The 19,940-nt window shown below is 48.2% G+C and carries 17 protein-coding genes; 4 read left to right on the top strand and 13 right to left on the bottom strand.

All coding sequences use genetic code 11. From position 1 onward, the window contains the following. Nucleotides 1-41: 41 nt before the first annotated feature. From atpB to DWZ67_RS04460, 13 genes are all read right to left on the bottom strand, one after another. The gene (atpB, locus tag DWZ67_RS04520; RefSeq protein ID WP_009038492.1) at nucleotides 42-1,112 is read right to left on the bottom strand and encodes a F0F1 ATP synthase subunit A; all 1,071 of its coding nucleotides are present in this window, start codon (nucleotides 1,110-1,112) and stop codon (nucleotides 42-44) included. Next, nucleotides 1,096-1,515: a hypothetical protein gene (locus DWZ67_RS04515; RefSeq protein WP_005829126.1), complete on the bottom strand. Its 420-nt coding sequence runs from the start codon at nucleotides 1,513-1,515 to the stop codon at nucleotides 1,096-1,098. The genes atpB and DWZ67_RS04515 overlap by 17 nt, the downstream gene beginning before the upstream one ends. 41 nt (nucleotides 1,516-1,556) lie before the next feature. Next, nucleotides 1,557-1,805: an ATP synthase F1 subunit epsilon gene (gene atpC / locus DWZ67_RS04510; protein WP_034523421.1), complete on the bottom strand. Its 249-nt coding sequence runs from the start codon at nucleotides 1,803-1,805 to the stop codon at nucleotides 1,557-1,559. A gap of 19 nt (nucleotides 1,806-1,824) precedes the next feature. Beyond that, complete coding sequence (atpD, locus tag DWZ67_RS04505) at nucleotides 1,825-3,360, bottom strand: F0F1 ATP synthase subunit beta (protein WP_005829130.1); 1,536 nt, start codon at nucleotides 3,358-3,360, stop codon at nucleotides 1,825-1,827. Between the two features lie 610 nt (nucleotides 3,361-3,970). After that, on the bottom strand, nucleotides 3,971-5,005 hold the full coding sequence (gene galE / locus DWZ67_RS04500; RefSeq protein WP_005836990.1) for a UDP-glucose 4-epimerase GalE: 1,035 nt from the start codon (nucleotides 5,003-5,005) through the stop codon (nucleotides 3,971-3,973). A 131-nt stretch (nucleotides 5,006-5,136) separates the two neighbouring features. Further along, nucleotides 5,137-5,715 (bottom strand): electron transport complex subunit RsxA, encoded by a 579-nt coding sequence (gene rsxA, locus DWZ67_RS04495; RefSeq protein ID WP_008663551.1) that lies wholly within the window; start codon nucleotides 5,713-5,715, stop codon nucleotides 5,137-5,139. A gap of 93 nt (nucleotides 5,716-5,808) precedes the next feature. Beyond that, nucleotides 5,809-6,393 carry an electron transport complex subunit RsxE gene (rsxE, locus tag DWZ67_RS04490; protein ID WP_005829138.1) on the bottom strand — a complete coding sequence of 195 codons (585 nt, stop codon included), beginning with the start codon at nucleotides 6,391-6,393 and terminating at the stop codon, nucleotides 5,809-5,811. Nucleotides 6,394-6,409: 16 nt separating this feature from the next. Then, entirely contained in the window at nucleotides 6,410-7,075 is a 666-nt protein-coding gene (locus DWZ67_RS04485) for an RnfABCDGE type electron transport complex subunit G (RefSeq protein ID WP_005829140.1), read from the bottom strand. Continuing rightward, a complete protein-coding gene (locus DWZ67_RS04480) occupies nucleotides 7,072-8,064 on the bottom strand; it encodes an RnfABCDGE type electron transport complex subunit D (RefSeq protein WP_005829143.1) in 993 nt (330 codons plus the stop codon). The genes DWZ67_RS04485 and DWZ67_RS04480 overlap by 4 nt, the downstream gene beginning before the upstream one ends. A 6-nt stretch (nucleotides 8,065-8,070) precedes the next feature. Further along, nucleotides 8,071-9,408: an electron transport complex subunit RsxC gene (gene rsxC / locus DWZ67_RS04475; RefSeq protein ID WP_005829145.1), complete on the bottom strand. Its 1,338-nt coding sequence runs from the start codon at nucleotides 9,406-9,408 to the stop codon at nucleotides 8,071-8,073. 60 nt (nucleotides 9,409-9,468) lie between these two features. Continuing rightward, nucleotides 9,469-10,371 (bottom strand): Fe-S cluster domain-containing protein, encoded by a 903-nt coding sequence (locus DWZ67_RS04470; RefSeq protein WP_098032732.1) that lies wholly within the window; start codon nucleotides 10,369-10,371, stop codon nucleotides 9,469-9,471. Nucleotides 10,372-10,408: 37 nt separating this feature from the next. Next, nucleotides 10,409-10,828, bottom strand: a complete 420-nt coding sequence (locus DWZ67_RS04465; protein ID WP_057087611.1) for a SoxR reducing system RseC family protein — start codon at nucleotides 10,826-10,828, stop codon at nucleotides 10,409-10,411. A gap of 230 nt (nucleotides 10,829-11,058) precedes the next feature. Next, on the bottom strand, nucleotides 11,059-12,498 hold the full coding sequence (locus DWZ67_RS04460; RefSeq protein ID WP_087332449.1) for a DUF3078 domain-containing protein: 1,440 nt from the start codon (nucleotides 12,496-12,498) through the stop codon (nucleotides 11,059-11,061). Nucleotides 12,499-12,768: 270 nt separating this feature from the next. On the opposite strand from DWZ67_RS04460, the gene DWZ67_RS04450 reads away from it, so the two are divergent. From DWZ67_RS04450 to DWZ67_RS04435, 4 genes are all read left to right on the top strand, one after another. Further along, nucleotides 12,769-14,388, top strand: coding sequence for a CTP synthase (locus tag DWZ67_RS04450; RefSeq protein ID WP_005829157.1), 1,620 nt, complete (start codon nucleotides 12,769-12,771; stop codon nucleotides 14,386-14,388). Nucleotides 14,389-14,419: 31 nt separating this feature from the next. Then, nucleotides 14,420-16,273, top strand: coding sequence for a membrane protein insertase YidC (gene yidC, locus DWZ67_RS04445; protein ID WP_120138233.1), 1,854 nt, complete (start codon nucleotides 14,420-14,422; stop codon nucleotides 16,271-16,273). Nucleotides 16,274-16,375: 102 nt separating this feature from the next. After that, the gene (locus DWZ67_RS04440; RefSeq protein WP_120138231.1) at nucleotides 16,376-17,707 is read left to right on the top strand and encodes an MATE family efflux transporter; all 1,332 of its coding nucleotides are present in this window, start codon (nucleotides 16,376-16,378) and stop codon (nucleotides 17,705-17,707) included. Nucleotides 17,708-17,744: 37 nt separating this feature from the next. Beyond that, the gene (locus tag DWZ67_RS04435; protein ID WP_044468042.1) at nucleotides 17,745-19,868 is read left to right on the top strand and encodes an alpha/beta hydrolase family protein; all 2,124 of its coding nucleotides are present in this window, start codon (nucleotides 17,745-17,747) and stop codon (nucleotides 19,866-19,868) included. Nucleotides 19,869-19,940 lie beyond the last annotated feature (72 nt).

Below are 19,940 nucleotides of genomic sequence, written 5' to 3'. Positions count from 1 at the left end.
AATGGTTATTTTTATTAATATTTATATTCCCAATAATCATATCACTTCACCGCCTTCTCCTTATGCTCTTCCTGCGCCAGACCGATGAACACGGCTGACAGCATGGTGAACACATATGCCTGGATAAAGGCAACCAACAACTCAAGTGCATTCATAAAGATATTGAACAACACCGATGCCACGGTCAGCGTTCCGTTCAAAGCAGGTCCCATACTGGCCGAGATGAATATCAGGCAGGTAAGCACCAGCATTGCCATGTGCCCTGCCAGCATATTGGCAAAAAGACGTATCATCAAAGCAAACGGTTTGGTGAAAATACCGAAGAACTCGATAAACGGCATCATGGGGACCGGTACCTTCAGCCACCAGGGCACATCCGGCCAAAAGATATCTTTCCAATAAGTCTTGGTTCCAAAGATATTCACGGCCAAGAAAGTACAGATGGCCAATACCATCGTAATGGCTATATTTCCCGTCACGTTGGCCCCCCCGGGAAAGAAAGGAATCAGCCCCATAATGTTGTTGATGAAAATAAAGAAGAAGGCCGTCAGCAAGTAAGGTGCGAATTTACGGTACTTCGGACCGACACAGCTCTTTATAATATCATCGTTCACCATCATGATAAACATCTCCATAAACCCGATGAAACCACCGGGAGCGGCACTTCCCTGCGGGTGCTTGCGATACCAGTGCGCCACACTCAAAATGATGAGAAGCAGCAATGCGCTGTTGATGAGCAAAGCCAGTGTCACCTTCGTGATGGAGATGTCCAACGGGCGTATTTCGTTTCCGGTGGCATCATACTCCACCAGCTTGCCTTCGTACTTGCTTCCTGCGGGAGCGATGGAAAAGCCTTCATAACTTCCACCGTTCTCCTCCAGACGTGAGGATAGAAAGGCATGCCATCCGGTGGTAGAGCTATGCACTATTACCGGCAAAGGAATCGTAACGTGAGTTTCGCCCCACGTCGTGATGTGCCATTCGTAAGAATCGCCGATATGCCCGAAGACAATCTCCTTCACGTCCACCGTATTCTCGGCCCGCACCGTGGCGGGTAGCAACATGCCCAGTGCCAGCAGAATTACAGTCAGTATGTTACGCAATCTTTTCATTGTTACTTTTCTTTTTCAGTTTCCGATTCGCCTCAAAAGTGAAGAAGAACCAGGAATCATAAATCAAATATATCAGATAGTTGGCTATAAACGTCAACAAAAACGCCCTGGCTTCCTCACGTACTGCAACGCAATAAACCAGCATCACAATCATGGAGACCAGCATTCTCATCACACGCATCAGCAAATAAATCTGCAACATTCGTCCTGGCATCCGGTGACGGCAGCTTTCGGTCATATTAATCATGAATACTCCGAAAACAAAGAAGAAAAGCGGAATCAGCGGATAACCGCCGAAATAGTGATGCGGATTTATCGAAAAATACGCCCAACCGCCTACAATTCCTATCAATACCGTCAAGAGCGCTGTATGCAATAAGTAGTTTCTCTTAGTAATAGTCACGCCAACAACCTCTATTTTTTAATTTTTAATTTTTTAATAGCCTATTGCTGTTCTATACAGACGGCAACCCTTCCGTTACTCATCTCCACGAATCCGCTTTGAATATCCAACTCATGTTCCTCACCGTCCGTTGCGTAAATCAATTTCCCCGTTCCCAACGATGATACAATCGGTGCATGCTGCGGCAGGATAGAAAAAGAGCCCATAGTGCCCGGCAATGTAACACTTTCCACTTCCCCATTGAAGAGTTCCTTCTCCGGTGAAACAATATTCAAATGCAACTTTTTCATCATCAAAGCTCCCAGACTTTTAATTTTTAATCGTTTTTCCCCCTGCCTGCTCCAGTAGTTTCTTACCCTTCTCAATGGCTTCTTCAATGGTTCCCACATTCAAGAAAGCAGGTTCGGGCAGGTAGTCCACCTCTCCGTCAAGAATCATCTTGAAGCCTTTGATAGTGTCCTCAATGGAAACCATTGTACCTGGGACACCCGTAAACTGCTCGGCAACGGCAAACGGCTGTGAAAGGAAACGCTGCACACGACGTGCACGGTTCACCAACGTACGGTCGGCATCAGAGAGTTCCTCCATACCAAGGATGGAGATAATGTCTTGCAATTCCTTGTTGCGCTGCAATATTTGTTTTACACGTTGTGCCACTTCGTAGTGTTCTACCCCCACGATGTGTGGGTCGAGAATGCGTGAAGTAGATTCCAACGGGTCCACAGCAGGATAAATACCAAGTTCAGTAATCTTACGACTCAACACCGTGGTGGCATCGAGGTGGGTAAACGTTGTGGCAGGTGCCGGGTCCGTCAAGTCATCGGCAGGCACATATACAGCCTGCACGGAAGTGATGGAGCCGTTTCTTGTAGAGGTAATACGCTCCTGCATGGCACCCATTTCCGTTGCCAGTGTCGGCTGATAGCCTACGGCAGAAGGCATACGGCCCAGCAAGGCCGAAACCTCGGAACCGGCTTGGGTGAAACGGAAGATATTATCAATGAAGAACAGAATGTCACGCGGACCGTCCGTCTCCGCTCCCATGTCACGGAAGGACTCGGCCACCGTCAACCCAGACAATGCCACGGACTGACGCGCACCGGGAGGTTCGTTCATCTGACCGAATATCAAAGACACTTGTGATTTGGCCACTTCGTCATAATCTACTTTGGACAAATCCCAATGGCCTTCCTCCATACCTTTCTTGAATTCTTCTCCGTAACGGATAACGCCGGATTCTATCATTTCTCTCAGCAGGTCGTTGCCTTCACGTGTACGTTCTCCTACACCGGCAAACACAGAGAAGCCGTGCTGCTTCTTCGCAATATTATTAATGAGCTCTTGGATAAGCACCGTCTTGCCTACACCGGCGCCACCAAACAGACCGATTTTACCGCCCTTACTATATGGTTCCAGCAGGTCGATAACCTTGATGCCTGTATAAAGCACCTCTTGTACGGTAGTCAAATCTTCAAACTTAGGGGGGTCGCGATGGATGGGATAAGCACCGGTACGGTCCAACTCCTTCATGCCGTCGATAGAGTCGCCCACTACGTTCATCAGGCGGCCTTTGATTTGTGTACCTATCGGCATGGTGATGGGGCCTCCCAGCGGATGCACTGTCATTCCTCTCTGCAGGCCGTCCGTACTGTCCATAGCAACAGTACGCACCGTGTTTTCACCAATGTGCTGCTGTACCTCTACAATCAGTCTTTTGCCGTTCGACCTTTTTATTTCCAGTGCGTCGTGAATACTCGGCAACATCATTTCTGCCTCCGTTCCTTCGAAATAGACGTCTACTACAGGCCCGATTACCTGTGAGATATGTCCGACAATCTGTGACATAAGCAATCTTTTTATTCTATATTTCCTTAATTATTTTTCCCAATACTAAGTTGTAAGTCGCGTGTATCCTCATTAACAAGTCAGCCAAGTCGCGTCTTTCATCAGCTATGTACTCGTACCTATTAACGTTTGTCAGCTATGGTTTGTTCATCCCAATAGTTACATAAACAACAACGCAAATGTATAAACAATTTGCATGTAGTTGTTACCGTGTATAGCATTTTTTGAACAAAAAAGACTATTTTGAACGATTAATACTACAATTGGAACAAATTGTTACAGACATGATAACGTCAGTTAACAATTAGCAAGAAAAAGGAATTGCCCACCCATCTTATGAAAAAACACTGAATTGACAACAGAGGTTCTGTATATAATATACAAAAAATAAGCCTTGTCTCTCGACAAGGCTTATTCACAACACAAACACAAAATAAAACACGACAAAACTACTATGCAATCTTACCTGTCTATGCCGGGGAGGCATACGTACTAGTTACGGATATTCACATATACATAAACAGCTTCAGGCTGATTTGCACATTATAAACAAATGCGGGGAGGCATTTGTTTATTGCCTATTTGTTAAAAAACACAAATTCAAAGTTTGTCATTGAATACCTCTTTCACGAAGCTTCAACTGCCATTTCCATGCAGAAAGTAAAGTATCTTCAATACTTGTTTCTGCCTTCCAACCCAGTTCATTGTTTGCCAATTCCGGGTTTGCCCATACCTTCTCAATATCACCGGCACGCCGCCCTACTATCTGATAGTTCAGTTTTACACCGGTAGCCTTTTCGAAAGCATTAATCAGTTCCAATACGGAAAGTCCACGACCTGTACCGATATTGAATACTTCCACTTTTTCCTTCTGCTTGTTCTCCAAGATACGGCGGATAGCCACTACGTGTGCTTTGGCCAAATCGACTACATTGATGAAGTCGCGGATACAAGAACCGTCGGGAGTATCATAATCGTCACCAAACACGCTCAGTTTCTCACGGATGCCGATAGCGGTCTGGGTAAGATAAGGAATCAAGTTCTGCGGTACACCGTTAGGCAACTCTCCCAGCAATGCTGTGGGGTGTGCACCTATCGGGTTGAAGTAACGCAACAAGATGGCGTTTATCGGAGCACCGGAAGCAACCGTATCACGTACAATCTCTTCATTGATTTGCTTCGTGTTTCCATACGGAGACTCAGCTTTCTTAATAGGTGCCTTTTCCGTTACCGGAAGTTCGTCCGGCTGGCCGTAAACTGTGCAGGAAGAAGAGAATACGATACCTTCCACTCCATGCTTCGGCATCAATTCCAGCAGGTTTATCAGTGAAACCAGGTTATTACGATAGTAAAGCAATGGTTTCTGGACAGATTCACCCACAGCCTTGCTGGCCGCAAAGTGAATGATGGCTTTAATGCCTTTATATTTGGTAAACACAGCGTCAAGACCGGCATAATCCAAGCAATCCAATTCCTCGAATGCAGGGCGGATGCCCGATACCTTCTCTATGTTATCTACAACATCTGCGCTGGAGTTTGACAAATTATCAATAATAACAACTTCATAACCTGCGTTTTGAAGTTCCACCACCGTGTGAGAACCAATATAACCGGTTCCACCCGTAACTAAGATTTTCCCTTTCATATTAAATATAGATAATTTAGCTTTTAGGTTATCAATACGCCACAAATGTAAGGAAATAAATTAATAAAAACAGAAAAAGGGGGATAAATTTTAGTTTATCCCCCTTCCACTTTATTTCCGGTTTTTCTTCTTTAAATCTTCACAACCCCCGAAAAGCCCATGAATGCCATTGCCAGCAGTCCGGCAGTAATCAAAGCTATCGGAGTACCCTGCATACCTTTCGGTACACTAACCAGGCTCATTTGCTCGCGCAGGCCTGCAAACAGTGTCAGTGCCAAGCCGAAACCAAGTGCCGTGGAGAATGCATAAACCACTCCCGTCAGCAAATCATAATCTTTTTGGATAACAAGGATAGCCACACCGAGAATACAGCAGTTGGTAGTAATCAACGGCAGGAACACGCCCAAGGCCTGATACAGAGAAGGAGATACTTTCTTCAGGATAATCTCTACCATCTGCACCAATGCGGCAATCACCAGGATAAAGGTAATAGTCTGCAAATAGCCCAAATCAAAAGCGTCGAGCACATACTTCTGAATAAGGAATGTCACGATAGTGGCGATGGTGAGCACGAATGCCACCGCTGCCGACATGCCCAATGCAGTCTCCACTTTCTTGGAAACTCCCAAGAACGGGCAAATTCCCAAGAATTGCGACAATACGATGTTGTTTACAAAGATTGCCGAGATAAATATCAATATATATTCCATAATCATTAAATTAAGAATTAAAAACTAAAAATTAAAAGCCCGGCAGCCTACCGCCGATACGTTCTCAATTTTTTCATTTTTAATTTTTCATTATTAATTCTTCTTCATACTGTTGATTAAAGCAATGAGATAGCCCAATGCGATGAATGCACCCGGAGCAAGGACAAATACCAACATGCCGTATTCTTCAGGAAGGATACTCAAGTTGAATATCTTGCCGGTTCCCAGGAACTCACGCACGGCACCCAGTAATGTCAGTGCAATGGTAAAGCCCAAGCCCATGCCCAGACCGTCGAACAAGGAAGCCACCGGATTGTTTTTGGCAGCAAATGCCTCGGCACGTCCCAATACGATACAGTTTACAACAATCAGTGGAATGAACAGGCCCAGTGTGGCGTACAATGCAGGAACGTAAGCTTGCATTATCATCTGCAACAGTGTCACAAATGATGCTATGACTACAATGAATGAAGGGATACGCACCATATCGGGAATCAGATTCTTGATGGCAGAAATCACCACATTGGAACATATCAGCACGAACATTGTAGCCAGTCCCATACCCATACCGTTAATGGCAGAGGAAGTGGTACCCAGTGTAGGACACATACCCAGCAGGAGTACAAACGTAGGATTCTCTTTGATAATCCCGTTCATCATAACTTTAAAATTATTCATATCTTCTACTCCTTTCTCATTTAGCGCTGAGTGTATCCACAGCTTCGGGAGCTGCGGAATCAGCAGGTTGTTCAACATTCTTTTGAGTAGCGCCGGTAGTGCCGTCGGCAGTTTCCTGACCGGCGTAGGCAGCATAAGCCGCATTCACTGCATTCAAAAAAGCACGTGAGGTGATGGTAGACGCTGTAATGGCATCTACTTTACCACCGTCCTTGCTCACTGTCAATGCAGCTTCACCCGGATTCATGCCGGTGATGTCACCTTTATTGCCTTTCTTGAACCAGTCGGCAGCTTTGGAGCCCAACCCCGGAGTTTCCACATGCGACAACAAGGAGTAGTCGATGATTTTGCCTTCAGCATCGAAACCGACCAACACTTTCAGCTCACCGCCAAACCCCATGGCAACAGCTTCCACAGCAGCTCCGATATATTCTCCGCCTTTGGTGGCAGGATATACAGAATACTGTACTCCGTTTACTTCCTGCATCTTCTTCTCGGCGATGGGGTCATTGTCGAAGCCCGGAACCACCGCACTTACGGCATCGCTCAAGGTCTTTGCATTGGCCTGCGCAATGGGCTCCTTCGTCAATTCGTTTACATAAGCCAGCAACGCTACGGAGATTGCGGTAACGCCCGTAAGTACCAGCAACATATTCTTCAAGGATGATTCTAACTTTTTCATTTCTTCTTCGCTACCTCCCCAAAGCGTTTAGGTTTAACATAGGTGTTGATGAGCGGAGTGAACGCATTCATAATCAGAATGGCAAACGACATACCCTCCGGATATGCACCGAACAGACGGATGATGACAGTCAGTAGGCCGATGCAAACACCATAAATCAGCATACCTTTGTGGCTCATCGGAGAAGTCACGTAGTCCGTAGCCATAAAGACAGCACCCAGCATCAGACCACCGGACAACAACTGTACGACCGGGGATACATAAAGTTCCGGATTGACCAGATACATGATACCGGAGAACACGAATACCGTCACCAGAATAGATACCGGAATGTGCCAGGTGATGATTTTCTTCCACAACATGTAGAACAAACCAAGCAGCAGCGCCAAGGCACTCACCTCACCGAGACATCCTCCATTATTACCTATCAGAAGGTCGAAAGCTCCCGGAAGGTCGCTCAGGGACATGCCCGGAGCACCATTGATGACACCTTTCATAATAGCCAGCGGCGTAGCAGCTGTCGTGGCATCCGTATAGGCTGTCAACTGGCCTACAGCCGGCCATGTCGTCATCTGCACGGGGAATGAAAGCAACAGGAACACACGTCCTGCCAGTGCAGGGTTAAAGGGATTGCAACCCAAACCTCCGAAGGACATCTTGCCTACCCCGATGGCAAACAAGGCACCAAGGATGATAATCCAGATGGGCAGGTTGGAAGGCAGGTTAAAGGCCAGCAACACACCGGTAATGATGGCAGAGCCGTCGGTGATGGTTGTGGTCTCTTTTTTCATGAGGAATTTGCCGATGGCCCATTCAAAGAACAAGCAGGCTGCTACGGAAGTGGCCGTAACAATCAGCGCACCCAGTCCGAAAAAGTAAAGCGAAACGAGGAATGCCGGAATCAATGCGATAAGCACACCGTACATATTCTTCTTCACGCTGTCACCGCCGTGAACGTGGGGCGAAAGGGATACGATTAATTTATTCATACTTCGTTATTTTTTAGCTTGACGTGCACGGATCATCGCTCCTACCTTACCCTTACCCAAGCGGATATAATCCAGCATCGGACGGTTGGAAGGACAAGTGAACTGGCATGAACCGCATTCTATACACGACATAATGTCTTCTTTCTCTACTCTTTCAAAATCTCCGTGGGCCGAAACGGTAGCCAGCAGATACGGCTCCAACCCCATCGGGCAGGCTCCCACGCACTTGGCACAACGGATACAAGGCTGTACCTCGCCGCGCTTGGCTTCCTTCTCGTTCATAATCAGAATACCGGAGCTTCCTTTGGCTGTCGGTACATCCGTATTTACCAGAGCTTTACCCATCATCGGGCCACCGCCGATAATCTTACCTGTATCTTCGGGCAGACCGCCGCAAGCTTCAATCAGCTGCTTCATCGGCGTACCGATACGTGCCAGGAAATTGGACGGCTTTGCCAACGACTTACCAGTCACGGTAATGACACGCTCAAACAGAGGTTTGTTCTTCTGTACGGCCTGGTAAACGGCAAATGCGGTACCCACATTCTGCACCACAGCTCCCGTGGAGATAGGCAGCGCACCGGCTGCAACCTGGCGACTGATGACAGCATCAATCAACTGCTTTTCACCACCCTGCGGATATTGTACCTTCAAGGGTACCACCTCGATACCTGCATAGCTGGAAGCAACCTTCGTCATCAGCTGGATGGCATCGGGCTTATTGTTCTCAATGCCGATGAATGCCTTGTTCACCTTTACCGCTTTCATCAGAATGGATACACCTACCATAATTTCTTCCGCATGTTCCAGCATCAGCTGATGGTCGGCAGTCAGATACGGTTCGCACTCTACGGCGTTGATGATGACACACTCTGCCTTGAATGCAGGAGGAGGGCACAACTTGACCTGCGTAGGGAAGCATGCACCGCCCAGACCTACGATACCGGCATCAGCGATTTTCTTCACGATTTCCTCGGAGGTCAGACTGCATTCCTTCACCAACGTTTCGGAACGGTCAATGGATTCTTCCCACTCATCCCCTTCTACGTCAATGAATATAGCAGGCTTGGCGTAACCGCTGGCGTCGACAATCGTGTCAATCTTAGCGACCTTTCCGCTGACAGACGAATGGATGGCTGCTGATACAAAACCGCCGGGCTCGGCAATCTTCGTACCCACTTTCACAACATCACCTTTGGCAACGATAGGCTTGGCAGGAGCACCGATGTGCTGTCCCAGCAAGATAGCGGCCTTGGCCGGAATCTCTGCCTTGATGATAGGCTGATGTGCTGAAAGTTTATTTTCGTGTGGATGGACTCCACCAATTGAAAATGTCTTCAACATACAATTCTGTATTTTTAGTCGTTTATTTACTTTATTAATTCATACCTCAACTTGGGAAGTCTAAACCTCTGCTTTGGGAGTCTCAACCTCAGCTTTAGGAGCTGCAACCTTTACTTGGGGAGCTGCATCGTCAGCCTTCGGTTTGCGCGGCGGGAAGTTGAGGGCAATGATTGTGTTTTGCGGACAAGCTTCCTCGCACTTGCGACAGGATTTACACTTATTGGGGTCAATGTAAGCCAGATTGTTTTCCAGCGTGATAGCCTCGAACGGACAAACCTTCACACACTTGCCGCAACCGATACATGCCACGGTACAAGCCTTGCGTGCTACAGCCCCCTTGTCCTTGTTTACACACTGTACGTAAACACGACGTGATTTCTTGCCTTGAGGACGGATTTCAATGATAGATTTCGGACAAGCCTTGGCACAAGCTCCACAAGCCGTACACTTTTCCTCATCCACTTCGGGAAGTCCGGTCTCCGGATTCATGTGGATAGCATCGAACTGGCAGGCAGCCACACAGTCGCCGCATCCCAAACAGCCATAACTACAACCCGTTTCACCACCATAGAGAGAAGCCGCAATGGCACAACTCTTGGCGCCATCGTATTGGTTCACACGAGGACGGTTGGCACAAGTTCCATTACATCTCACCACCGCAACCATAGGTTCGGCAGCAGCGGCATCCAAGCCCAGAATCTCGGCAATCTTTGTCATGACGGGCTGTCCACCCACCGGACAAAGTTTACCATCCAGCGAACCTGCCTTTACGCAAGCATCTGCAAATCCGCTACAACCGGGGTAACCACATCCACCGCAATTTGCCTGGGGAAGCACCTCTGCTACCTGGGCAATCCGCGGATCTTCATACACGGCGAATTTCTTGGAAGCCACGTAAAGAATAGCGGCCGATACCAGCGCTATAACTCCCAATGAAATCACTGCAATCAGAATTACATTCATAAATTAGTTGTTTATTAATTATTTGTTTTATTATTAGTTAGTTCATCGGTCGTACGGAGAATGAGAACTTCTTACCCATCCGCGACTTGTTCAGCCACAATATATAATAATAAGGTATAAGGAGTGCCAGCGAGCAAAGCGCGGAACGCAGCTCGTCATTCCAGATGGACATAAAGACAAACAGTGAGATTATCAGAATAAGGAAAGGAAATATAAAGGCAAACAGAACTGCCATCACTCCCATTGAAAGTTCGCCCGTCACCCATACACGGTCACCGGGCTGGTAGGATGCGGCATTGGCATCGGCCACATCGACAAGTTTCTCTTTCGTATCCGCAGAGGTACAATGTCCCTTGACACTACACGAAGCGCACGCTGAAGTCTGGATGATTCTCACTTGGAGATGAGAACCGTTTATGTTTTCCACAATACCTTGATGTTTTATAGTATTCGCCATTTTGCAAAGTGTGCATTACAAATCGCGGCAAATTTACGCATTATTTGTGAACTGCAAACCTTTCCTATGCATTTTCTGTGTTCGTAAACGTGCTTTTTCTATGTTTTTATGTTTTTTCACCTGCCACAGACTACAAAAAGACAAAAAACAGACGGTCTGTCAAGGAAAAACAGACCGTCTGACTAACCAAAACAGATAATCTGTTCACTCCGAACAGACCATTTGTTTATTTACCATTTATAATTGATACCGAAACTGAGCAATTCTTTTACCTGAAAATAGCTGTCCCCTTCCGTCGGCTTGGCACTGTCGTCATAGCGGGCGTGCACATAGAGCTTGGTGGAAAGATAGCGGTTCAGCACAAAGTTCACCGTGTTTTCCCATTCAATACGTGTCCACTCATAACTGGTCTGGAAGTCCAAGCGGGAATCCAGCGTGATGGAAGGAATGATGGTCCATGAAAGTGTAGGCTGTATCTGCGAACCGAAGTTATGCTTCACGCATTTGCCCTCATCAAGACCGAAACTCACTTCATTCACCCCCTTATTTCCTACATAGCGCAGCATGTACGTCAGCGGAGCCATGAAAACGGACAAGCTGAATTTCTGCTTCTTCAACTTGTAGTCCATACCGATACTGCTCGACCAGTCTGCCGGAGCAAAGAAAGCCGAAACCAGCTCTTCACTGTTGGCCTTGTAGCCATTGCAGAACTGGGTCTTAAACTCAGTCGTGATGGTATAATACCACTTGGACGCAGCCTGAATACCCAGTTTACTGTACAGCCGGAGTTGGTCGGTACTTACCAGATAGTTATGAAACTCGTCGGAAGGTGCGGAGCTGAAGCCCAGCTTGGCATCGAGCAGATTTTCCCACTGCACCTTTTCACGGTCATTATAGTTGGCAAACAATTGCAGGTTGGCAAGCACGGCGTTAGTGCTCTCACCTCCCTTGTACCAGTTGTCGGAGATATAGTTCTGGGTAATCTGCAATGAACCGTTTCCACCCGTCACCCACCAGTTGGGCTTGTGGATAATCACGTCGGCTTCCTCCTTCACTCCCACCATATTCTCTTGTGCAAACAGTTTCACGACGGACGGCTTGGAAGAAACCTCCTTCTCTATATTATCCTTGAATATCTTCCCTTTCATCACCTCCTTCTCGGTCATTACAACCAGATTGGGACAATCTACATACGTGTTCAGCAGCGTACGGTCCACCAGTTTGTTGGCTCGGTCCTTTGAGGTGAAACTCAGTGTGTCGAACGGCAACATCTCGCGCGTCAGGGCAGGCACCGTATCAGGCACCTGGAAATGCCAGTCCACCTTGGAAAGGCGTCTCATGGGGGCATAATAATAGGTAAGGGGAAGGAACAACCTATAGTAGTTCGGATTGGAAGGTATATAACGCTCCGGAGTCGTGGGGTCATTCAAATAATCCAGCACTCCGATATACCTTTCATATAATATGGAAACAGTATCCAGCCTGTACCCCATACCTTCCGGTTTCAATTTCAGAATCATGTATTCTTTCATTATATCCGGCAAGGTGTCGGCTTTGGCAGTTGTTTCCTGTCCACTGTTCTTCGAGGCGGTATCCAGCGTATTCTGTGCCATCACCGACGAAGAAATCATCGTAGCAATTAACCAAAATGCAATGTGTCTATTCTTCATAATGCCCTAAAGTCTATGTTTCGAGCGCAAATTTAGCTTAAAATGTTTAGAAAACATAGAAAAGCCATAAGAAAAAGGCAAGAAGGACTTTCTTCGATGAAATCGTATTTTTTAATAATTGTTTCATCGAAACTTTCTCTACTTCCTCTTTTTTTTATAATTTTGCGCTTTTTAAGTTCTACGTGTACTGACGGGAGCAGTGCGCACCCTGAACGACAAGCCGTATAGGCTCTTGGCATTAGATTAAACAATTAATAAAATAATATAGTTGTGGGAGAAACAAAGTATATTTTCGTCACCGGTGGTGTTGCCTCTTCATTAGGTAAAGGTATCATCTCATCCTCCATCGGTAAATTGCTGCAAGCAAGAGGTTACAAGGTAACCATCCAGAAGTTTGACCCGTACATCAACATCGACCCGGGTACACTGAACCCTTATGAACACGGCGAATGCTACGTTACCGTGGATGGCCACGAAGCCGACCTCGATTTGGGCCATTACGAACGCTTCCTGGGCATCCAGACCACCAAGGCCAACAATATCACGACCGGACGCATCTACAAAAGCGTCATCGACAAAGAGCGCCGGGGTGACTATCTGGGAAAGACCATCCAGGTTATTCCCCATATTACAGACGAAATCAAGCGTAATGTAAAACTGCTGGGAAACAAATACAAATTCGACTTTGTTATTACCGAGATTGGCGGTACAGTGGGTGACATCGAGTCTCTGCCCTATCTGGAAAGCATCCGTCAGCTGAAGTGGGAACTGGGAAAAGACGCCTTGTGCGTACACCTTACTTATGTCCCCTACCTGGCAGCTGCCGGTGAGCTGAAGACCAAGCCCACCCAGCACTCCGTAAAGGAACTGCAAAGTGCCGGTATCCAACCCGATGTCCTCGTACTGCGTACGGAACACGAGTTGAGTACCACCCTGCGCAAGAAAGTGGCTCTGTTCTGCAATGTGGACGAAAATGCCGTGGTGCAGAGCATCGACGCGCCTACCATCTACGAGGTGCCCATCTTGATGCAGAGCCAAGGACTGGACGTTACCATTTTGAAGAAAATGGGACTTCCCGTCGGCGACACTCCGGGACTGGGACCGTGGCGCGCTTTCCTCGAACGCCGTCACAAAGCCGAAGAGACTGCCCCGCTGCACATCGCATTGGTGGGCAAATATGACTTGCAGGATGCCTACAAGTCCATCCGCGAGGCCCTTTCACAAGCAGGAACCTACAATGACCGCAAGGTATCGGTAGACTTCGTGAACAGTGAAAAGCTGACGGACGAGAATGTGGCAGAAGCCCTGAAAGGCATGGCAGGCGTACTTATCGGTCCAGGCTTCGGCGAACGCGGCGTTGCCGGCAAGTTCGTAGCCATCAAATATGCGCGTACGCACGACATCCCCACCTTCGGTATCTGTCTGGGTATGCAGTGTATCGCCATCGAATTTGCCCGTAACGTACTGGGTTATGCCGATGCCAACTCACGTGAGATGGATGAAAAGACACCGCACAATGTTATCGACATCATGGAAGAGCAGAAGTCCATCACCAATATGGGTGGAACCATGCGTCTGGGTGCCTATGAATGTGTTCTGCAGAAAGGCAGCAAGGCATACGAGGCATACGGTACCGAGCATATCCAGGAGCGTCACCGCCACCGCTACGAATTCAACAACAGCTTCAAGGAGGCCTACGAAGCAGCAGGCATGAAGTGTGTGGGTATAAACCCCGAATCGGACCTGGTGGAAATTGTTGAGATTCCCGCATTGAAGTGGTTTGTCGGTACCCAGTTCCATCCCGAATACAGCAGTACGGTATTGCATCCGCACCCGCTGTTCGTAGCATTCGTGAAGGCCGCCATTGAAAATGAAAACGAAAAGAAATAATTTGTAATTAGTAATCTGTAATCAACAAAGAATGGATAAAAATACCATCACAGGTCTTGTTCTGATAGCGATATTGTTAGTAGGTTTCAGCTTTCTGAGCCGTCCCAGCCAGGAGCAGTTGGAAGCACAGCAACGTTACTACGACTCCATAGCCCAGGTGCAACAGCGCGAAGCCGACTTGAAAGCCAAGGCGGAAGCAGCCCTGGCCAACGAAAGCGGAGCGGAAGCAAGCGTTGACTCCACTGCCCTCTTCTTCGACGCCCGTCAAGGAACCAACTCGCAGATAACCATCCAGAACAACCTGGCAGAAATAACCGTAGATACAAAAGGCGGGCGCATAGCTTCGGCCACGCTGAAGGAATACATGGGACAAGACAAGACGACCCCCGTCACACTGTTCAGCGGCAATGACGCTTCCATGAATTTCCTCTTTTACAACAAGAAAGAGACTATCCAGACGGAAGACTATTATTTCACCGCAGTAAACCGTACGGACAGTACCGTCACCATGCGTTTGTCGGCAGACAGCAACAGCTATATCGACTTTACCTACAGCATGCACAATGACACATACCTGATAGACTTTACTATCCAGGCAGTCAATATGGAAGGCAAGCTGGCGGCTACCAACAATTATGTGGACATCGAGTGGTCTCAGCGTGCCCGTCAGATAGAGAAGGGTTACACCTACGAGAACCGTCTGGCTGAACTGACTTACAAAATCACCGGAGAGGGTACCGATTATCTGTCCGCCAACAAGAACGACGAAAAGGAAGTTCCGGAACGCCTGGACTGGATTGCTTTCAAGAACCAGTTCTTCTCTTCAGTATTTTTGGCAGATGCCGACTTTGAAAAGACCAAACTGAGTTCCAAGATGGAGACTCAAGGCAGCGGCTACATTAAGGACTATTCTGCGGAGATGAGCACGAAGTTCGACCCTGCTGGCAAGGAACCTACCCAGCTGTTCTTCTACTTCGGCCCCAATCACTACAAGACCCTGACCGCACTCGACAAGGGGCGTGACGAGAAGTGGGAGCTGAACCGTCTGGTCTATCTGGGCTGGCCGCTCATCCGCTGGATAAACAAATGGTTCACCATCAACATCTTCGACTGGTTGTCCAGTTGGGGGTTGAGCATGGGTATCGTACTGTTGTTCATGACGTTAATCGTAAAAGCTGTAGTATTCCCCGCAACGTGGAAAACCTACATGTCCTCTGCCAAGATGCGCGTACTGAAACCGAAAATCGACGAGATAAACAAGAAGTACCCCAAGCAGGAAGATGCCATGAAGAAACAGCAGGAAGTGATGGGCCTCTACAGCCAGTACGGAGTCAGTCCGATGGGCGGATGTCTGCCGATGCTGATACAGTTCCCTATCTTGATGGCCTTGTTCATGTTCGTGCCGAGTGCCATTGAACTCCGCCAGCAGAGCTTCTTGTGGGCAGACGACCTTTCCACTTACGATGCGTTCATCAACTTCCCGTTCCATATCCCGTTCCTGGGAAGCCACCTCAGCTTGTTCTGCCTGCTGATGACGGTTACCAACATATTGAACACGAAGTACATGATGCAGCAACAGGATACGGGTGCCAATCCGCAGATGGCTGCCATGAAGTGGATGTCATACCTGATGCCTATCATGTTCCTCTTCATATTGAACGACTATCCTTCGGGATTGAACTATTACTACTTCATCTCTACGTTAGTCAGTGTGGTAACAACGCTCATCATGCGCAAGACAACCAATGAGGAAGCCCTTCTTGCTCAGTTGGAAGCCAACAAGAAAGACCCGAAGAAGATGAAGAAAACCGGTTTCGCCGCTCGTCTGGAAGCCATGCAGAAACAGCAGGAACAGATGATGAAAGAAAAACAGAACAAAAAGTAGTAAGACTACCGTTCAAAATATTCTTTTGCAGAAAGCCGGACAATGACATTTGCCCGGCTTTCTTATCCTTACACCAACGAAAAAATTCACAGACTCTAAATTATGCAGACTAAATACACTTACAAACAAATCTGGCTCATAGCCTACCCTATCCTAATCAGCCTCCTTATGGAGCAGATGATAGGTATGACGGACACCGCCTTCCTCGGACGTGTAGGCGAAGTCGAGTTGGGAGCATCTGCCATCGCCGGTGTCTTCTATATGGTCATCTTCATGGTTGCCTTCGGTTTCAGCATCGGGGCACAGATACTCATTGCCCGGCGCAACGGCGAACGGCAGTATAAGGAAATCGGTGACTTGTTCTATCAGGGCATCTATTTCCAAGTCGGGATGGCGGCAGTCATGTTCCTGCTATCTTATTGCTTCTCACCGATTATCCTGAAACGCATCGTAGCCTCGGAACATATCTACGAAGCAGCCACCAGCTACCTGCACTGGCGTGTATTCGGTGCCTTCTTCTCGTTCAGCGCAGTCATGTTCCGTGCCTTTTTCTTGGGAACCACCCAGACCAAGACACTGACACTGAACTCCATCGTCATGGTGTTGAGCAATGTCGTATTCAACTACATCCTGATTTTCGGTAAATTCGGTTTTCCTGCACTCGGCATTGCCGGAGCCGCCATCGGCTCCTCATTGGCCGAGCTGGTTTCGCTGTTATTCTTCATCCTCTATACCCGTAGCCGTATAGACTGCTGCAAGTACGGGCTGGACCGTATTCCTAAGTTCCGGCTGGACGTATTGAAACGGATGCTGAACGTCTCTTTCTGGACCATGATACAGAATTTCTTCTCCCTCTCCACCTGGTTCTTGTTCTTCCTTTATGTGGAGCATCTGGGAGAGCGCTCGCTGGCAGTGACCAACATTGTCCGCAACGTGTCCGGCATACTGTTCATGGTACTCATGGCGTTTGCCTCTACCTGCGGTTCATTGGTCAGCAACCTCATCGGTGCAGGCCACTCCGATTGCGTGGCAGGCACTATCCGGCAGCACGTACGCATAGCCTACGTTTTCGTACTTCCGCTGGCATTGCTTTTCGCGCTGTTCCCCAAGCTGATTCTGGGAATTTATACCGACATACCCGACCTGCAGGACGCTTCCGTGCATTCGCTCTGGGTGATGTGCTCCACCTATCTGTTCCTGGTTCCTGCCAATGTCTATTTCCAGGCAGTTTCCGGAACCGGCAATACGCGTACTGCATTGGGCATGGAGCTGGCAACGCTGGTCATCTACACAGCCTATATCACCTACATTATTCTGATTCTGCAACTCGACGTGGCCATCTGCTGGACCTCGGAAATGGTTTATTCCAGCTTTATTCTCATTTTCTGCTGGCTATATATCAAACGTGGGAATTGGCAAGGAAGGAAAATTTAGTATCTTTGCATTGAAATAACCGAAACAAAAAACATATATGAAACAAGTAAATCTACTACTTATGTCAGCAGCCATGACATTGGCCTCCTGCGGAGGAACAAAAGATGCCGGACAGCAGCAGGACGCAGCAGCGCTCATCCAGCGGTCGGACATCAAGATTGAAGGAAAGCGTATGACACCCGAGGCACTCTGGGCGATGGGACGTATCGGCAGTGTAGCCGTATCTCCCGACGAAAAGCAAATTGCCTACACGGTATCCTATTACAGCGTGCCCCAGAACAAGAGTAACAGCGAAGTCTTCGTCATGAATGCCGACGGTAGTGGCAATACCCAGATAACGCATGACGCCTGGCAAGAAGGACAGCCCACGTGGTTCAAGGACGGCAAGAAGCTTGCCTTCCTTTGCAACGAAAGCGGCAGCAGCCAGGTATGGGAAATGAATCCCGACGGCAGCGGACGCAAGCAGCTGACCCAATACGAGGGAGACATCGAAGGGTTCTCTTTCTCGCCCGACGGCAAGAAACTCCTTTTCATTGCCCAGGTAAAGACCGTGAAGAGTACGGCAGACAAACATCCGGACCTTCCTAAAGCCACCGGCATCATCGTTACCGACCTGATGTACAAGCATTGGGATGAATGGGTGACTACTGCTCCCCATCCGTTTGTTGCTGATTTCGACGGCAATGCCATCAGCAATGTCACTGATATTCTTGAGGGAGAGCCATACGAAAGCCCGATGAAGCCCTGGGGCGGTATCGAGCAGCTGGCATGGAGCCCGTCTTCTGATAAAGTGGCCTATACATGCCGTAAGAAAACCGGACTGGCGTATGCCATTTCCACCAACTCCGACATTTATATCTACGACCTTGCCTCCAAGGAAACCAAAAACATCACGGAAGAAAACAAGGGATATGATACGAATCCCCAATACTCTCCCGACGGCAAATACATCGCCTGGCAGAGCATGGAGCGTGACGGCTACGAAGCCGACTTGAACCGCTTGTTTATCATGAACCTCGAGACCGGCGAGAAACGTTTTGTAAGCAAAGCTTTCGAATCGAACGTGGACGCCTTCTTGTGGAACAAAGATTCCCAGAGCATCTACTTCATCGGTGTATGGCATGGCGAGACACAGATTTACAACATCGACCTTGCCGGAAACGACAAGCTTACCCAGCTCACCGACGGCATGTACGACTATGCTTCGCTTGCCCTTTGCGGAGACAAGATTATCGCCAAACGTCATTCCATGAGCATGGGCGACGAAATCTATGCCGTAAACAGTGCACGTAACGGCGACGCTTTTGCAGAAGCAGTGCAACTGACCACAGAAAACAAGCAGATTTACGACCAGCTGGAGATGGGTAAAGTGGAAGCCCGCTGGATGAAGACCACCGACGGCAAGCAGATGCTGACCTGGGTGATTTATCCTCCGCAGTTCGACCCTAACAAGAAGTACCCCACCCTCCTCTTCTGTGAAGGTGGTCCTCAGAGTCCCGTCAGCCAGTTCTGGAGCTACCGTTGGAATTTCCAGATTATGGCGGCAAACGACTATATCATCGTAGCTCCCAACCGTCGTGGTCTTCCGGGCTTCGGTGTAGAGTGGAACGAAGCCATCAGCGGTGATTATGGCGGCCAGTGCATGAAGGACTACTTCACTGCCATTGACGAAATGGCCAAGGAACCTTTCGTCGACAAAGACCGCCTGGGTTGCGTAGGCGCCAGCTTCGGAGGCTTCTCCGTATATTGGCTTGCCGGACACCATGACAAACGCTTCAAGGCATTCATCGCACACGACGGTATCTTCAACATGGAAATGCAATATCTGGAAACGGAAGAGAAATGGTTTGCCAACTGGGATATGGGCGGTGCTTATTGGGAAAAGAACAACGCTACGGCACAACGCACTTTCGCCAACTCCCCGCACCTCTTTGTCGACAAATGGGACACCCCTATCCTCTGCATCCACGGAGAGAAGGACTTCCGCATCCTTGCCAACCAGGCAATGGCCGCCTTCGATGCAGCCGTGATGCGTGGCGTTCCTGCCGAACTGCTTATCTATCCGGACGAAAACCACTGGGTACTGAAACCTCAGAATGGCGTGCTGTGGCAACGTACCTTCTTTGAATGGCTGGACAAATGGCTGAAGCCGGCTAAGTAAAGCCTCTCAAAAACGATAAAAACAAATAGTCCCGGATTCTTTGTCAAGAATCCGGGACTATTTGTTTTTATT

Origin of the sequence: Bacteroides sp. AF34-31BH (assembly GCF_003602795.1) — a bacterium.
Classification (GTDB): Bacteria; Bacteroidota; Bacteroidia; order Bacteroidales; family Bacteroidaceae; genus Bacteroides; species Bacteroides uniformis.
This window is presented reverse-complemented; position numbering and strand designations above follow the sequence as displayed.

What these genes read in the sequence shown, in the direction of transcription:
- DWZ67_RS04480 (WP_005829143.1), bottom strand. Translation starts at nt 8,064, where the DNA reads ATGAATAAATTAATCGTATCCCTTTCGCCCCACGTTCACGGCGGTGAC.
- DWZ67_RS04485 (WP_005829140.1), bottom strand. Translation starts at nt 7,075, where the DNA reads ATGAAAAAGTTAGAATCATCCTTGAAGAATATGTTGCTGGTACTTACG.
- galE (WP_005836990.1), bottom strand. Translation starts at nt 5,005, where the DNA reads ATGAAAGGGAAAATCTTAGTTACGGGTGGAACCGGTTATATTGGTTCT.
- atpD (WP_005829130.1), bottom strand. Translation starts at nt 3,360, where the DNA reads ATGTCACAGATTGTCGGACATATCTCACAGGTAATCGGGCCTGTAGTA.
- rsxA (WP_008663551.1), bottom strand. Translation starts at nt 5,715, where the DNA reads ATGGAATATATATTGATATTTATCTCGGCAATCTTTGTAAACAACATC.
- DWZ67_RS04470 (WP_098032732.1), bottom strand. Translation starts at nt 10,371, where the DNA reads ATGAATGTAATTCTGATTGCAGTGATTTCATTGGGAGTTATAGCGCTG.
- rsxC (WP_005829145.1), bottom strand. Translation starts at nt 9,408, where the DNA reads ATGTTGAAGACATTTTCAATTGGTGGAGTCCATCCACACGAAAATAAA.
- atpC (WP_034523421.1), bottom strand. Translation starts at nt 1,805, where the DNA reads ATGAAAAAGTTGCATTTGAATATTGTTTCACCGGAGAAGGAACTCTTC.
- DWZ67_RS04435 (WP_044468042.1), top strand. Translation starts at nt 17,745, where the DNA reads ATGAAACAAGTAAATCTACTACTTATGTCAGCAGCCATGACATTGGCC.
- DWZ67_RS04460 (WP_087332449.1), bottom strand. Translation starts at nt 12,498, where the DNA reads ATGAAGAATAGACACATTGCATTTTGGTTAATTGCTACGATGATTTCT.
- rsxE (WP_005829138.1), bottom strand. Translation starts at nt 6,393, where the DNA reads ATGAATAATTTTAAAGTTATGATGAACGGGATTATCAAAGAGAATCCT.
- atpB (WP_009038492.1), bottom strand. Translation starts at nt 1,112, where the DNA reads ATGAAAAGATTGCGTAACATACTGACTGTAATTCTGCTGGCACTGGGC.
- DWZ67_RS04465 (WP_057087611.1), bottom strand. Translation starts at nt 10,828, where the DNA reads ATGGCGAATACTATAAAACATCAAGGTATTGTGGAAAACATAAACGGT.
- yidC (WP_120138233.1), top strand. Translation starts at nt 14,420, where the DNA reads ATGGATAAAAATACCATCACAGGTCTTGTTCTGATAGCGATATTGTTA.
- DWZ67_RS04440 (WP_120138231.1), top strand. Translation starts at nt 16,376, where the DNA reads ATGCAGACTAAATACACTTACAAACAAATCTGGCTCATAGCCTACCCT.